General features: G+C 59.4%; 11 protein-coding genes, 1 tRNA gene and 2 pseudogenes. 10 read left to right on the top strand and 4 right to left on the bottom strand.

Annotation, left to right across the window (positions count from 1 at the left end; translation table 11 throughout):
- Positions 1-55: 55 nt before the first annotated feature.
- From N008_RS18060 to rplT, 7 genes and pseudogenes are all read left to right on the top strand, one after another.
- The gene (locus tag N008_RS18060; RefSeq protein ID WP_081910878.1) at positions 56-3019 is read left to right on the top strand and encodes a DNA gyrase/topoisomerase IV subunit A; all 2964 of its coding nucleotides are present in this window, start codon (positions 56-58) and stop codon (positions 3017-3019) included.
- Positions 3020-3236: 217 nt separating this feature from the next.
- Positions 3237-4109 (top strand): hypothetical protein, encoded by an 873-nt coding sequence (locus tag N008_RS18055; RefSeq protein ID WP_156109392.1) that lies wholly within the window; start codon positions 3237-3239, stop codon positions 4107-4109.
- 50 nt (positions 4110-4159) lie between these two features.
- Entirely contained in the window at positions 4160-5311 is a 1152-nt protein-coding gene (locus tag N008_RS18050; RefSeq protein WP_156109391.1) for a tetratricopeptide repeat protein, read from the top strand.
- A 162-nt stretch (positions 5312-5473) separates the two neighbouring features.
- Positions 5474-7420, top strand: a complete 1947-nt coding sequence (thrS, locus tag N008_RS18045) for a threonine--tRNA ligase (RefSeq protein WP_044017739.1) — start codon at positions 5474-5476, stop codon at positions 7418-7420.
- A 266-nt stretch (positions 7421-7686) separates the two neighbouring features.
- Positions 7687-8244, top strand: a pseudogene (gene infC, locus N008_RS18040) (translation initiation factor IF-3); the annotation flags it as partial.
- A 186-nt stretch (positions 8245-8430) separates the two neighbouring features.
- Positions 8431-8625, top strand: a complete 195-nt coding sequence (rpmI, locus tag N008_RS18035; RefSeq protein WP_044017737.1) for a 50S ribosomal protein L35 — start codon at positions 8431-8433, stop codon at positions 8623-8625.
- 144 nt (positions 8626-8769) lie between these two features.
- On the top strand, positions 8770-9114 hold the full coding sequence (gene rplT, locus N008_RS18030) for a 50S ribosomal protein L20 (protein ID WP_044017736.1): 345 nt from the start codon (positions 8770-8772) through the stop codon (positions 9112-9114).
- A 150-nt stretch (positions 9115-9264) separates the two neighbouring features.
- Here the strand turns inward: rplT and N008_RS18025 are convergent, their stop codons facing one another.
- From N008_RS18025 to N008_RS18010, 3 genes and pseudogenes are all read right to left on the bottom strand, one after another.
- The gene (locus N008_RS18025) at positions 9265-9693 is read right to left on the bottom strand and encodes a hypothetical protein (protein WP_044017735.1); all 429 of its coding nucleotides are present in this window, start codon (positions 9691-9693) and stop codon (positions 9265-9267) included.
- A gap of 278 nt (positions 9694-9971) precedes the next feature.
- Positions 9972-11079: pseudogene (locus N008_RS23310) on the bottom strand (IS3 family transposase).
- 49 nt (positions 11080-11128) lie between these two features.
- Positions 11129-11557 carry a hypothetical protein gene (locus N008_RS18010; protein WP_156109390.1) on the bottom strand — a complete coding sequence of 143 codons (429 nt, stop codon included), beginning with the start codon at positions 11555-11557 and terminating at the stop codon, positions 11129-11131.
- A 254-nt stretch (positions 11558-11811) separates the two neighbouring features.
- Here N008_RS18010 and N008_RS18005 point away from each other — a divergent pair, with 254 nt between their 5' ends.
- A complete protein-coding gene (locus N008_RS18005) occupies positions 11812-12189 on the top strand; it encodes a hypothetical protein (RefSeq protein WP_044017732.1) in 378 nt (125 codons plus the stop codon).
- A gap of 434 nt (positions 12190-12623) precedes the next feature.
- On the opposite strand, the gene N008_RS18000 is transcribed toward N008_RS18005, so the two are convergent.
- Positions 12624-12697 (bottom strand) — tRNA-Met (locus N008_RS18000).
- Positions 12698-12834: 137 nt separating this feature from the next.
- Here N008_RS18000 and N008_RS17995 point away from each other — a divergent pair.
- Together N008_RS17995 and N008_RS17990 are read left to right on the top strand one after the other, a co-directional pair.
- On the top strand, positions 12835-13248 hold the full coding sequence (locus N008_RS17995) for an START-like domain-containing protein (RefSeq protein WP_044017731.1): 414 nt from the start codon (positions 12835-12837) through the stop codon (positions 13246-13248).
- 114 nt (positions 13249-13362) lie between these two features.
- On the top strand, positions 13363-14796 hold the full coding sequence (locus N008_RS17990; protein WP_044017730.1) for an LptF/LptG family permease: 1434 nt from the start codon (positions 13363-13365) through the stop codon (positions 14794-14796).
- Positions 14797-14897 lie beyond the last annotated feature (101 nt).

The following is a 14897-nucleotide window of genomic DNA, read 5'->3' as shown; positions in this document are numbered from 1 at the left end:
AACCTTCGGGCGCTTGCCTGAGCCCCGGAGAGAGGTACAAGAGCAATAATTCCCCATGTCAGAAGAAACCAATCCCCAGACCCCTGATTCCGAAGAGCAGCCCAACCTGTTTGGCGCCGGCGATTCGGTGGAATTCGGGGCCACGCCGGCCGCGCCGGCCGATGCGGAAACCCCGGCCGACGAGGCCGCGCCGTCCGTGGTGAACGAGTCCGGCGAGCTGCTGCTGGCCGAGTCCAGCGCCGACGTACACGCCGTGACCGAGCCGGAGCCGATTGCGCCGGCCGAGGAAGCCGAGGAGGAGCCCAAGTTCGCGCCCGGCGAAACCATCCACGACGTGGCCACCGTGAACGGCATGTACCAGAACTGGTTTCTGGACTACGCCAGCTACGTGATTCTGGAGCGCGCCGTGCCGGCCATCGAGGACGGCCTCAAGCCCGTGCAGCGCCGCATTCTGCACGCCATGAAGGAAATGGACGACGGCCGCTTCAACAAAGTGGCCAACGTCATCGGGCAGACCATGCAGTACCACCCCCACGGCGACGCCAGCATCGGCGACGCCATGGTGAACCTGGGCCAGAAGGACCTGCTCATCGAAACCCAGGGCAACTGGGGCGACATCCGCACCGGCGACGGCGCGGCGGCTCCGCGTTACATTGAGGCCCGCCTGAGCAAGTTTGCGCTGGACGTGGTGTTCAACCCCGACATCACGGAGTGGCAGATGAGCTACGACGGACGCAAGCGCGAGCCGACCACGCTGCCCGTGAAGTTCCCGCTGTTGCTGGCGCAGGGCGTGGAAGGCATTGCCGTGGGCCTGAGCACCAAGATTATGCCCCACAACTTCCGCGAGCTGTGCAAGGCCAGCATCGACGTGCTGCGGGGCCGGGAAATCCAGCTGTTTCCGGACTTCCCGACCGGCGGCCTCTGCGACGTGACCAACTACAACGGCGGCTTGCGCGGGGCCAAAATCCGGCTGCGCGCCACCATCGAGAAGGCCGACAAGACCATGCTGGTCATTCGCGACATTCCGTACGGCACCACCACCACGGCGCTGATGGAAAGCATCGTGAAGGCCTCGGAGGCCAACAAAATCAAAATCCGGAAGGTGGTTGATAATACGGCCGCCGAGGTGGAAATCCAGGTGCACCTGCCCACGGGCGTGTCGCCGGACCTCACCATGGACGCGCTGTACGCCTTCACCGACTGCGAAATCAGCATTTCGCCCAATACCTGCGTGATTATCGAGGATAAGCCGCGCTTTGTGGGGGTGGAGGACATGCTCAAGCTCAGCACCCAGAAAACGGTGCGCCTGCTGGAGCGTGAGCTGGAAATCCGGCAGGACGAGCTGCAGGAAAAGTGGCATTCGGCGTCGCTGGAGAAGATTTTCATCGAGAACCGCATCTACCGCAAAATCGAGGAGTGCGAAACCTGGGAAGACATTCTGCAGACCATTGATGCCGGCCTGAAGAAGTTTGTGCGCATTGAAGGGGAGAAGCCCAAGGCCAACGACACCCGCATTGTGCTGCGCCGCGCCATCACCGAGGACGACCTCACGCGCCTCACCGAAATCCGCATCAAGCGCATCAGCAAGTTCGATGGCTTCAAGGCCGAGGAGTACATCCAGCGCCTGGAAACCGAGGTGGCCGAGGTGGCCGACCACCTCGTGAACCTCACGCGCTACGCCATCAACTACTTTGAAGGGCTGCTGAAAAAGTACGGCCAGCACCGCGAGCGGAAAACCCAGCTGCGCACCTTCGACCTGGTAACCGCTCAGAAAGTGGCCGTGGCCAACCAGAAGCTCTACGTGAACTACGCCGACGGCTTCATCGGCTACGGCCTCAAGAAAGACGAGAAGGCCGTGACCGTGTGCGACTGCTCGGACCTCGACGACATCATCGCCATCCGGCGCGACGGCACGTTCACGGTCACGAAAATCGCCGAGAAGACTTTCGTGGGCAAGGACATTCTGCACGTGGGCGTCTACAACAAGAACGACGACCGGCTGGTGTACAACATGGTGTACCAGGACGGCGCTTCGGGCATCAGCTTTGCCAAGCGCTTCCTCGTCACGGGCATCACCCGCGACAAGGTGTACGACCTGACCAAGGGCACTAAAGGCACCAAAACGCTCTACCTGACGGCCAACCCCAACTCCGAGTCGGAAATTGTGGGCATCCAGCTGTCCGACAAGGCCCCGGCCCGCGTGAAGCAGTTCGACTTCGACTTTGCCGAGCTGGCCATCAAAGGCAAAGGCTCGATGGGCAACATCGTCACCAAGCAGCCCATCAAGAAAATAGTCCAGAAAAGCCTCGGCGACTCCACCCTGGGCGGCCGGGAAGTGTTCTTCGACTCGGTGGTGGGCCGCCTCAACACGGCCGGCCACGGCCGTTACCTGGGCACCTTCGATACCGACAACACCATTCTGGTGGTGTTCAAGGATGGTTCCTACGAGCTGACCGCGCCCGACCCGGCCATTCACTTCGACGTGCCCAACATTGTGCTGCTGCGCAAGCTGGAGCCCGATACCGTGCTCAGCACCGTGTACATGGAAGGTGAAACCAAGGTGCACTACGTGAAGCGGTTCAAGATTGAAACCAGCACGGTGGCCAAGCGCTTCACGTTCATTTCCGAAACCAAAGGCTCCAAGATGCTGGCCGTAACGGCCAACCCCGAGCCGCAGGTGGAAGTGAAGCTGCAGCGCGACAAGAAGGCCGATAAGGAAACCGAGAAAATCAGCCTGCACGAGTTTATCGACGTGAAAGGCTGGAAGGCCATGGGCAACAAGCTCAACTACTTCCGCATCCACGGCCTCACGCTCCTCACCGACGAAGGCCCCGAGCCCGAACGCCGCGAGGTAAAGCGCAAAGCCGGCCCCGCCACACTGCCCCGGCCGGCGGCCAGCCCCGCCCCGCCGGAAACGCCGCTGCCCGAGCCCACCGGCGACGTGGATATTTCGGAAGCCGACATTGCGCAGGCCCAGGCCATTCTCAAAACGCCCAAGTCGCAGCTCAAGCTGTTTTAAGCGCCAAAGCAGCAGCAATCCGCGGTTCGCTAACTGATTCGGCCACAACTCCGGGCCTGCTGCCTGCCTTCTGTAAAGCCTCACCGGCCCGGCTGGTGAGGCTTTTTTGCGTTTACGGCCGGCGGCCGGGCCAAGAATGACCGCCGGGGCGGGCGGGTATTTGGAGCTTTGCCCTGAAAAATCTCAGCTTTACAGTTCGGATTGTAGCTGCTTAGGAATGGGAATGCCGATTGGCCGGATGATTTTGCTGGTGAGTGTGCTGCTGGGGCTGCAGGTGGCGCCCGCGGCAGCGCAGTTCCGCAAGCCCAAACCCAAGCTGGTGGTGGCTCCCCAAGTCCCGCCGCCCGCCGAGGTGCTGCGGCTGCTGGCAGAAGCCCGGACGCTGCAGGCCCAATACAAGGAGTCGGAGGCGCTGGGCAAGTACGAGCAGGTGCTGGCCCTCGCCCCGGCCACCTACGAGGCGCTGTGGCAGGCCGCCGTGCTCAGCGTCCGGATTGGGGCACGCTACACCGACGAAACCCGCAAAACCGCCTACTTCTCCACGGCCCGGCTCTACTCCAGTCGGGCCCTGGTGGTGCGGCCTGATGGCGCCGAAAGTAATTACGCCGAGGCGCTGGCCCTGGCCAACCAGGCCACGTTGCTCACGGCTCGCAGCCGGCTGCTGTCGTACAAGGTGATGAAGCCGCACGTGTTTCTGGCCGTGCAGCAGCGGCCCGATTTCGCGCCGGCCTGGCAGCTGCTGGGCCGCTGGCACTACCGCGTCGACCACTACAACCTGCTGGAGCGGATTTTCAGCCGGGTGTTTCTGGGTGGCATGCCCACCGGCGCCAGCACCAGCGCGGCGCTGGAAGCCCTGACCAACGCCCACACCCTCGACCCGCAGCAGATTCAGTACGCCTACGACCTGGCCCGCGTGCACCTCAACCAGGGCCACCAGCGCCAGGCCGTGGCCGCCCTGCAGGATGCCGTGTCCCTGACGCCCGTAACGGCCGAGGAGCTGGAAGTAAGCCGCCGCTCCCGCAATCTGCTTACCCAGCTCAACCGGCGGCTGGTGAAGCAGGTGCAGCGCCATATCCGGGCGGTAGAGTAGAGGTGGGCCCCTGGCTGAGCGGCGGTGCCGGCTGCGTATCTTTGCTGCTGATGCCTGCTTTTTCTTCTGCCTCTGCCTTTCTTGCGCGTGCCGCCCGGCCGCTGCTGCCGCTGGCGGTGCTGCTGGCCACGGCCTGCGGCACCTCCGTGCCCGACCAGCCCGAAACCATGGTGAACCTGGCCACGGTGCAGAGCGGCCCCCGCATTCAGGCCGAAGAGCTGGAGGGCGCCATTGCCCGCCAGCCCCGCAATGCCTCGCTCTACGCCCGCCGGGCCGCCTTCCGGCTCGATGCTGGCCAGCTGGAGCCCGCTCTGCGCGACGTCAACGAAGCCCTGAACCTCGACGACACCAAAGGCGAGTTCTACTTCATTAAGGCCCGCGCCCTGCGGTTGCAGGGCAAGCTGCAAAGCGCCTTGGCTGCGGCCGATGTGGCCTCGCGCCGGGGCTACGCCTCCGCCGAGCTGAACCTGCTGGTAGGCGAAACCCACCTGGCCGCCCGCGAGTACCAGACCGCCGTCGATTACCTGGACCGGGCCCTGCAGCAGGAACCCGACCACACAGCGGCCCTCTTCTACAAAGGCATGGCCTACGTGGGACTGCGGGATACGGCCCAGGCCTTGGACTACCTGCGCGCCAGTCTGGCCCGCGACCCACGCCAGCCCGAAACCCTGCACCAGCTGGCTTTTCTGTCGAATGCCTACCGCCAGCCGGCCAACGCCGCCGTGTATGCGGCCCGCGGCCTGAAAGTGGCCCCCACCTTCGGCCCGCTCTGGTACGACTACGGCCGGCAGTTTGAGCTGCAGAACCAGCCCGACAGCGCCGTGCGCATCTACACCCGCGCCGTGCAGCTCGATACCACCTTCTACCGCGCCGACTACCGGCTGGGCCTGGCTTCTTACAAGGCCCGCCGCTACGCCGAGGTGGTGCTGCACCTGCAGCGGGCGCTGCGCCGCTCGCCGCGCCTGGCCGGGGCCCGGCAGATGCTGGCCGAGAGCTTCGAAAGCCTGAGCCGCTATCCGGAAGCCGCCGCGCAGTACCGCCTGCTGGTGCAGGAAAACCCCGGCAACCGCCACTGGACCTACAAGGCCTGGAAAGTGGGCAACCGGGCCCGCGGCATCATCGTCAACGAAACGCCGGTCAGCCGGCCGGTCGTGGAGGCCGTGGAGCCCATCAGCACCCAGCGGCCGCTGTCGGGGTTTTAGGCGGATAATGGGCTAAGTAAGGAGGTAGATTAGCGGGTTGATTGAGCCATTCAGGGCGGTCAGCCTACCTGATTGGGCCTCTTTTCTGTTTTTCGATTTCCCCATTTCCGTACCTTGCGGGCTCACGGCTGCTTGTATAGCCATAATCCCCCTTCTTTTTTTATGCTCAACATCACCCTCCCCGACGGCTCGGTGCGCCAGTTTGTAGATGGCGCCACGGGCTACGACGTTGCCGCCGGCATCAGCGAAGGCCTCGCCCGGAATGCCCTCGGCGTGCGCGTCAACGGCGAAGTGCGCGACCTGCACCGCCCCATTGAACAGGATGCGCAGGTTGCCATCCTGACCTGGAACGACTCCGAAGGCAAAGCCTCGTTCTGGCACTCCTCGGCTCACCTCATGGCCGAAGCCCTGGAGGCGCTGTATCCCGGCGTGAAGCTGGGCATCGGCCCCAGCATCGAAAACGGCTTCTACTACGACATCGACCTCGGCGAAGGCCGCACGATTTCCACCGACGACCTGCCGGAAGTCGAGAAGAAAATGCTGGAGCTGGCCAAGAAGAAAAGCCAGTTTGAGCGCAAGGAAGTAAGCAAGGCCGACGCCATTGCCTACTTCACCGAAAAGGAGGACCCTTACAAGCTGGATCTGCTGGAGCGCCTGGAAGACGGTTCCATCACCTTCTACACCCAGGGCGACTTCACCGACCTCTGCCGCGGCCCCCACATCCCCGATACCTCGCCCATCAAGGCTGTGAAGCTGCTCAACGTGGCCGGAGCCTACTGGCGCGGCGACGAGAAGAACAAGCAGCTCACCCGCATCTACGGAATCACCTTCCCCAAGGCCAAGGAGCTCACCGAGTACCTGGAACGCCTCGAGGAAGCCAAGCGCCGCGACCACCGCAAGCTGGGCAAGGAGCTGGAGCTGTTCACGTTTTCGGAGAAAGTAGGAGCGGGGCTGCCCCTGTGGCTGCCTAAAGGCACGGCCCTGCGCGAAAAGCTGGAGCAGTTTCTGCGCCGGGCCCAGCTCAAAGCTGGCTACCAGCCCGTCGTGACGCCCCACATCGGCTCCAAGGAGCTCTACGTGACCAGCGGCCACTACGAGAAGTACGGCGCCGACTCGTTCCAGCCCATCAAGACGCCCAACCCCGGCGAGGAGTTCTTCCTCAAGCCGATGAACTGCCCCCACCACTGCGAAATCTACAAGAGCAAGCCCCGCTCGTACCGCGACCTGCCGGTGCGACTCGCCGAGTTCGGCACGGTGTACCGCTACGAGCAGAGCGGTGAGCTACACGGCCTGACCCGCGTGCGCGGCTTCACCCAGGATGACGCCCACATTTTCTGCCGCCCTGATCAGGTGAAGGAGGAGTTCCTAAAGGTGATTGACATCGTGCTCTACGTCCTCAAAGCCCTCGACTTCCCTGATTTCACGGCTCAGATTTCGCTGCGCGACCCCGAAAACAAAACCAAGTACATCGGTTCCGACGAAAACTGGGCCCGCGCGGAGCAGGCCATTATCGAAGCCGCGGCCGAGAAAGGCCTGAGCACGGTGACGGAGCTGGGCGAGGCGGCCTTCTACGGCCCCAAGCTCGACTTCATGGTGCGCGACGCCATCGGCCGTAAGTGGCAGCTGGGTACCATTCAGGTGGACTACAACCTGCCCGAGCGGTTCGAGCTGGAGTACGTGGCCCCCGACAACTCGCGCCAGCGCCCCGTCATGATTCACCGGGCCCCGTTTGGCTCGCTGGAGCGCTTCGTGGCCGTGCTAATTGAGCACTGCGGCGGCAACTTCCCGCTTTGGCTCTCGCCCGAGCAGTTTGCCGTGCTGCCCATCTCGGAGAAATACCACGACTACGCCCAGCAGGTGTACGATCAGCTCACGCAGGCCGAGCTACGCGGCACAGTAGACCACCGCGACGAGAAAATTGGCCGCAAAATCCGCGACGCGGAGGTGTCGAAAGTGCCTTACATGCTCATCGTGGGCGAGAAGGAGCAGGCCGAAGGCATCGTCTCCATCCGCCGCCACGGCCAGGGCGACGTGGGCGCCATGCCCATTGCGGCCTTCATTGCTGATTTCCAGCAGCAGGTCCAGGACATGATGGACGGCAAAAAATAGCGTTGTTCCACGTTTCTGCCCCGAATAAACAGGCCGCTGATGCAGCACGCATCAGCGGCCTGTTTGCTGCCGGCGCCACCCGCAATTCAGTCGTTTTGCAAGCGCGTAGACCCGAGAAAGACAGCCTTTTCCGGCAATTTTATATAGTCTTTCTTGAGCGTTCAGAAAAAATGCCGGATATTCGCACGCTGATTGAACCCATCAGGCACCCCCGGTGTCTTGTCAATCCTAGCTAAAACCGACGTTCACCTAAAGGAGAAACAGCCATAGCAACCCCCAACCGCCGTTATATTCCTCGCGCCCAGGTCGAGGAGCCGTTCAAAATCAATCAAAAGATTACGGCCCGCGAAGTCCGTCTTGTTGGCGACAACATCGAACAAGGTATCTATCCAATTGAGCAGGCCCGGCGCTTTGCTCAGGAGCAGAACCTCGACCTCGTGGAAATTTCGCCCACGGCTGTACCGCCCGTGTGCCGTGTTATCGACTACTCGAAATTCAAGTACGAGCAGAAGAAAAAGACCCGCGAGCTGAAGGCCAAGCAAACCAAGGTTGTCATCAAGGAAATCCGTTTCGGACCCAACACCGACGACCACGACTTTGCTTTCAAGCTCAAGCACGCGCAGGAATTCCTGCGCGAAGGGGCCAAGATCAAGGCGTATGTGCATTTCGTAGGCCGGAGCATCGTGTTCAAGGAGCGGGGTGAAATCCTGCTGCTCAAGTTCGCTCAGGCCCTCGAAGACCTTGGCAAAGTAGAGCAACTGCCCAAGCTGGAAGGCAAGCGCATGTTCCTGTACCTGGCGCCAAAGGCCATCGTGCCTGCCAAGCCCGCCAGCAAGCCCGCCGCCCCGAAAGAAGGTGGTAAGGAAGCTCCGAAAGAAGCCAAGCCTGCTGCTGCCCCAGCTGAAAAGCCCGCTGAATAGCTTTTGCGGGGCTTCGGCCCCATTGTACGCTGGCGCACCGGCCCTAGGCAGCCGACCGCCGCAGTTTTTCACCCTTTTTTCATCACCACAATGCCGAAAATGAAAACCAAGTCCGGTGCCAAGAAGCGTTTCTCGCTGACGGGTACGGGCAAAATCAAGCGTAAGCACGCTTACAAGAGCCACATCCTGACCAAGAAAACCACCAAGCAGAAGCGTGCCCTCACGCACGTTGGTCTGGTTAGCTCGGCTGATATGAACCGCGTAAAAGACATGCTTACGATTTAATTAGTAATTAAGAATCAGTAGTTAAGCGTGCTTTGATGCCTGACTGCTGATTGTCAATTATTAATTCATTTTTTCCACCAGGCGTCCGGCTGAAATAAAAGATGCGGCATTAACCCGCCGCCGGCCGCCAAAAAACAACTGGTTATGCCAAGAAGTGTCAACCACGCGGCCTCGCGCCACCGTCGGAAAAAGATTATGCGTTTGGCAAAAGGCTATTATGGCCGTCGCAAAAACGTTTGGACCGTTGCTAAAAACGCCGTTGAGAAAGGCCTGCTCTATGCTTACCGTGACCGTAAGGTTAAGAAGCGTGAGTTCCGTGCCCTCTGGATCCAGCGTATCAACGCTGGTGCCCGTGAGCATGGCATGTCCTACTCGCAGCTGATGGGCGGCCTGAAGAAGGCTGGTATCGACCTGAACCGTAAAGTTCTGGCTGACCTCGCCCTGAACCACCCGGCTGCCTTCAAAGGCATCGTGGAGAAAATCAAGTAAGCTCCCCGGAGCCTATTTACTAAAAGAGCCTGATCGGATAGATCAGGCTCTTTTTTTATGCAGCTAGTTTACAGTTTCTGCTGCTACAGGCAGGGCAGCCCGTAAGCGTAGGCGAATGGTTGTCGGGGTCCGTGCAGCAACAGAGGCGCTTTATTTGGTGCGCCCTGCCTCCATCTGTGCAGCCCGAAGCCAATCCTGCGCTTCCTCAGCATTGCTGAACATACGCATGTGGAGGCGCCCGCCAATGCCTAAAAACATAGAACGAGCCGAGTCAGCGGCCAACGACTCGGCACTTACGATATGAGCGAAATGGGTCAGGCCGGCTTCCGTGGCGCGAGGCGCCCAGTTAGTGGCAATCCATTCTACGGCATGGTCCCAGGGGCCCAGCACCTGCCGGTTGTCGTTGAGCAAATAAGCGCAATGGTTTTCGCGGATCGGAAACAAGCACGCATCGGCCCCAGCCAGAACCCCGGTGTATGTCTGATAGCCAATCCAGTTGTTGTGTACCCACCGATTGGCGGCATCATAGTCGATGGTCAGGTAGACCTTGCCGAAACCATTGGTTAATTCGGTGAGCATAGGTTCAGTGGGTAGAATATGGGCAGGTGTTGACGAAAATGTGGAGTGTAGCAGCTAAGCTGGGGCCAAAGTGGCACTTGGCGCCCTAGGCTCGCTACCAATTACAAAGCTACATCTATATACGGCTGGCACCAACCGAAGTGAAATGCCAGTGAAAGAGGACCGGCAAACATCCTGATTAACACAGAACGACAAAGCCCTTTCTTGCTGCAATAAGGGGCTTTTTGCAAGTTGCGAGTGACCTCCTCCCAATTGCTGGACCGGCCCGCAGTAGAGAATCAGGCGTTCTGAAGCTCGACAGTAGTGGCTACCGCCATGACCTGATCGGGCGTTAAATTCTGTAACGAGCTGTGTGGTCGGAAGCTGTTATACTCCTGCCGCCACTGCTCGATTTTCTCCTGCGCGTCCGTCGGCGATAGGAACCAGTGTACGTTCAGGCACTCGTCCCGAAAACTACCGTTGAACGACTCAATATACGGGTTGTCCGTCGGTTTGCCGGGCCGCGAGAAGTCCAGCGTGACCCGCTGCTCATAGGCCCATTTATCCAGCGCTTTACTGATAAACTCGCTGCCGTTATCGACCTGGATGCGCTCAGGTACTACGCCTACCAGTTCTGCAGGCTGCTCATCACAGCCACCACGTCTTCGCCTTTCAGCGACTGCCCCACATAAATGGCCAGGTACTGGCGACTAAAGTTATCGACAATCGTTAGGGCGCGAATCTTGCGCCCATCGAAGAGCTGTTCCGCTACGAAATCCATGCTCCAGCTCTGATGCGGCCGCTGCAATTCGACCCGCTCCAGACGGTGCGCCGCGGCCTGGCTGCGCTTGGGACGTTTGCTGCGTAAATGCAGCCCTTCCAGGCAGTAGAGGCGGTGGACGCGCTTGTGATTGTCCGGCCAGCCTTCCCGTCGCAGCAATGTAAACAGGCGCTGGCAGCCGTAGCGCACCCGTATCTGGGCTAGCTCCCGCAACCGCCGGCGCAGCACCGTGTCGTCCCGCCCGTGCGGTCGGTAGTACCAGCTCGAGCGCTGCAGCGATACGACCTAGCAGGCCCGACGGGTCGAGATGCGGTAGGCGTCGATCAGGTGGTGAGCCGCGTGTCGACGCTGCACGGGCTTCAGAACTTTTTTTTGAGCACGTCCTGCAGCATCTGCTTGTCTAGGCTCAGGTCGGCCACCAGCTGTTTGAGGTGCAAATTCTCTTCTTCCAACTGCTTCAGGCGGCGTAGCTCGGGCACGCCCAAGCCACCGTATTTGTTCGTCCAGTTATAGTACGTGGCCTCGCTGATGCCCATCTTCCGGCAGACTTCCGCGACGGCTACGCCCGTGTCCGCCTGGCGCAGAGCAAACACGATCTGGGCCTCGGTAAACTTCGTCTTCCTCATGGCACGTGTCTCTTGGTTTAAGATACGACAAGGGCCTGTTTTCTCTACTTTACACCGGTCCGGTTTTATGGGAGGAGGTCAATTGGGAGGAAGACAGCCGGCCAACCGATCCATCAGCTTGCAGGACGGTTTGTTCGTGATCAAACACACTTTTAGTCTGGATGGCCTGGGCAACCCAGGCCAGCACCTGAGGCTGCTCTGTAACCGGAATATAGGTCGTAAGCCACGTATCGGACGGGGCCAGTGTGTCGGTTAGAAATGTCTTGCCGACCAAGCGGTACATCAAGCGCCAGTCAGCGCTCATTTTATATACAATATCAAAGCTCGCTGCCAAGAGAAAAGCGAAACTCTTCCTGAGAGTTAAGCAGATGAGGTTCGGCAAAGAAATTGGGAGGTAAGGTGTTTTCCATAAGAGAAGCAATAAACCGTCAGTAAATAGGTGCTTATCTCGGTTTGCCACAAGCTGGACGGTACTCATACATACCATCAAGATAGGGGAGGGCGCTTATAATCTGTGGCATGATTCGCGAACGGGAGCACTAAATCTGCTTCGTGTTGTAACCAAAAAACATCGATTTCTGGGCATTTTCAGCACTCGCTTCCACAGCCTCAAAAATGCGGTTTTTCGGGGCCTTTTTGCTGCTCTTTTTTGGATAGTGGTTTTGTAGCTTTGAGTCTACTATCTGCTTCATGCCGTAGTCTGCCCACCATCCCATTTACTTTGAGGATGCCTTGGGCCGGATCCTGGAACATCCCGATGGCTATGCCTGGGTACTGTACAAGGAGTCGCCCCGGGAACTAACGGAATTTTGGGCTCTGCTCACGCACCTTGGCCAGCTGCTGCTGCGCCGCCAGTGGCGCCGCATTCTGGTAGACATGCACCTGATCCAGCCCTTATCAGAGCCAGAGAAGCAGTTTCTGGTAGACGAATGGTACACCCGTAAAATTGCCCGCCCCGAGCACGTGTGCGTGGCTTACGTGGTAGCGCGTGATGCCATTGCCAGGCTATCCATTCATCAGATTCAGGCGGAGGCCCGGAAGCAGAATAAGTCGGATGCGTTTCAGACACTGGCCGAGGCGCAGGCGTATCTGCTTTCCTGCCCCATCTAATAGCTGCTCTACATAAAAGCAGCCCTCCACGTGCGCGTCAGCACCCGCGACAAGGGCCAAGACAACGAGAGCCTGCTGCAGGCCTTCGCCGAGCCGCTGGGCTACACTGTCTATTAAAGAGTACCACGACACGGAGTCGGGCGACAAGGACGAGCGGCCTTCCTGCAGCAGCTGAATCTCCCGGAGCTTGTCTTTGCTCACCTGCCGCCAGTCCCGCAGCGGGGTGTGCTTATTTATGCCCGTGAACTGCTTTCAGACGAAGTCCTGCTTGTCTCTGTCCCAGATTCGGTAGCCTGTATGCCACCGCTTGCTCAGGCCTCCGTTAGCGCCAGACAGCCGGGGCTCATACTCTGGCGGGTACATGAGGTTGTGATAAAACGATAAACCGTAATAAAAAAAGCCCCTTCCTGCTATAGAAAGGGGCTTTTTACAAGTAGCGGGGACGAGAGTTGAACTCGTGACCTCAGGGTTATGAATCCTGTGCTCTAACCAACTGAGCTACCCCGCCGGGTTTTTGGTGCTGCAAAGGTAAGAACAAGATTTGTTCCGGCACAAGCCCTGAAGCAAAAAAAACCCGTGTATATTGCTTCCCTATGGTCTTTGGTGAATGCTGCGGACCAATAATTTCCTAAGTCTGTTCTGCTTATGCCTCTTTCTGCCACTCGTCACAAACATCGGTTTACCGTCGAATTTCCCATAAACGCTTCCCCCAAAATCCTGTATCCCTATTTGGCGTCTGCCTCCGGGCTGTCGCAGTGGTTCTGCCAGGATGTGCGCATCGACGAAGATCACCGCTTTAACTTCATTTGGGACAACCAACCGCACTTTGCTGAGATGAACTCGCACCGCACCAACCGTTCGGTGCGCTACGTTTTTCTCGACCAGAACAAGCGGCACACACCGGATGCTAACTACCTGGATTTCACTTTGGAAGAATCGCAACTGACGCAGGAAGTGTATCTGCGGGTGCTGGACTACTCCGAGGAAACCGACGACGATGAGCTGCAAGGCATGTGGGAAGGCCTGATTGTGAAGTTGCGTGAACTGGTAGGCGGGTAAGCGGGTTTTACGCAGTAGAAAAGCGGAGCGGACGCGAAACGGACAGTATCTTCGTTTCCGTTCCGCTCTTTTTTGTGGCCCATTTCCGCCTGCGCGCCCGGTCGCTGCTCCTGCATGAAAAAACTCGATAAGCTTATTCTGAAGGCCTTCACGGGGCCGTTTGTGCTCACGTTTGCGGTGGTAGAGTTCATTCTGCTCACGCAATACATGCTGAAATACCTCGATGACCTGGTGGGCAAGGACCTGGGGATTGAGGTGATTGGGCAGCTGCTGTTCTTTTTCGCGGTGCTGATGGTGCCGGTATCGTTGCCGCTGGCCGTGCTGCTCTCCTCGCTAATGACCTTCGGCACGCTTGGCGAGCACCACGAACTGACGGCCATCAAGACTTCGGGCATTTCGCTGACCCGGATTCTGCGGCCAGTGCTGCTGACTAGTTTGGGGCTGATGGTGGGAGCCTTCTGGTTCAACAACACCATCGTTCCCAAAGCCAACCTGAAAGCCTACAGCTTGCTCTGGGACTTACGGCAGCAGAAGCTGGCCCTCGATATTCGGCCCGGCGTATTCTACAGCGGCATCCCTGGCTATACCATCAAGGTGAACGACAAGCAGGGCGAAGACGGTGAAATCCTGATGGGCATTATGATTTACGACCACACCCAGGGCTCGGGCAACATGCGCGTGATTCTGGCTGATTCGGGCCGCATGTTCACGCGCTTCGGCGGGCAGTATCTGGGCCTGGAGCTGTTCCGCGGGCAGAGCTATGTAGAGCAGCCTGATGCGCGCAGCCGCTCCGGGGCCACGTTCATTCGGCAGGCCTTCAACCGCAACATGATTACGTTCTCGCTGAAATCATTCGACCTGAACCGGACGCAGGTGGAGCTGTTTTCGCAGAACAAGATGATGAAAAACATTCCGCAGCTGGAATCTTACATCGACTCGCTGCAAGGGCGGCTGCACACCGAACGGGAGCAGGTATCGCGCCAGTTGGCGCCGTATTATTCCTATTTGCGCTTCGACACCACGGGCCAGGCTCAGAACCGCCGAGCCGAGCCGATTCAGGTGGCGGAAACCCGTCTGCCGGCCGTCAATGTGAGCGTGCTGGAACAGGCCACCAACCGCGCCCGCAACGTGCGGGCCTTTGCCGGCACCACTGGCGAGCGGCTGGCCAACCTAGCCAAAGAGTCGGGCAATTACCGCATCGAAATCTACCGCAAGTATGTGCAGTCGGTGGCCATTCTGCTGATGTTTCTGATTGGGGCCCCGCTGGGGGCCATCATCAAAAAAGGCGGCTTGGGCGTACCGATTCTGGTATCTATTCTGTTCTTCATCGTCTACTACATTTTGTCCATTATGGGCGAGAAGTACGGGCGGGAAGGGGTAATGCCCGTTACGCTGGGCATGTGGATGTCGACGGCGGCGCTGCTGCCCTTCGGCCTTTTCTTCCTGTATCAGGCCCGAAACGACTCCGGCCTGCTCGACTGGGACCTGGGGCGTTTCGTGCCCGCCTGGGTGCGCTGGCCGGTCCGGCGCTACAAAAAAGCGGTCTGACCGCTCGTTATTCGTTGTTCAGCACGGGCTATACTTCTGAATCGGGCAAGGGAAAAACAAACAACAAGCCACTATTTTTTTCTACCTTTGCGGCCACCCCG

Origin of the sequence: Hymenobacter sp. APR13 (assembly GCF_000737515.1) — a bacterium.
Lineage (GTDB): Bacteria > Bacteroidota > Bacteroidia > Cytophagales > Hymenobacteraceae > Hymenobacter.
The sequence above is the reverse complement of the archived record's forward strand: the minus strand, read 5'-3'. Positions and strand labels throughout refer to the sequence as shown.

Bases quoted from the DNA above. Each gene is read 5' to 3' on its own strand.
- N008_RS18060 (WP_081910878.1), top strand. From the start codon at position 56: ATGTCAGAAGAAACCAATCCCCAGACCCCTGATTCCGAAGAGCAGCCC.
- N008_RS18055 (WP_156109392.1), top strand. From the start codon at position 3,237: ATGGGAATGCCGATTGGCCGGATGATTTTGCTGGTGAGTGTGCTGCTG.
- N008_RS18050 (WP_156109391.1), top strand. From the start codon at position 4,160: ATGCCTGCTTTTTCTTCTGCCTCTGCCTTTCTTGCGCGTGCCGCCCGG.
- thrS (WP_044017739.1), top strand. From the start codon at position 5,474: ATGCTCAACATCACCCTCCCCGACGGCTCGGTGCGCCAGTTTGTAGAT.
- rpmI (WP_044017737.1), top strand. From the start codon at position 8,431: ATGCCGAAAATGAAAACCAAGTCCGGTGCCAAGAAGCGTTTCTCGCTG.
- rplT (WP_044017736.1), top strand. From the start codon at position 8,770: ATGCCAAGAAGTGTCAACCACGCGGCCTCGCGCCACCGTCGGAAAAAG.
- N008_RS18025 (WP_044017735.1), bottom strand. From the start codon at position 9,693: ATGCTCACCGAATTAACCAATGGTTTCGGCAAGGTCTACCTGACCATC.
- N008_RS18010 (WP_156109390.1), bottom strand. From the start codon at position 11,557: ATGAGTACCGTCCAGCTTGTGGCAAACCGAGATAAGCACCTATTTACT.
- N008_RS17995 (WP_044017731.1), top strand. From the start codon at position 12,835: ATGCCTCTTTCTGCCACTCGTCACAAACATCGGTTTACCGTCGAATTT.
- N008_RS17990 (WP_044017730.1), top strand. From the start codon at position 13,363: ATGAAAAAACTCGATAAGCTTATTCTGAAGGCCTTCACGGGGCCGTTT.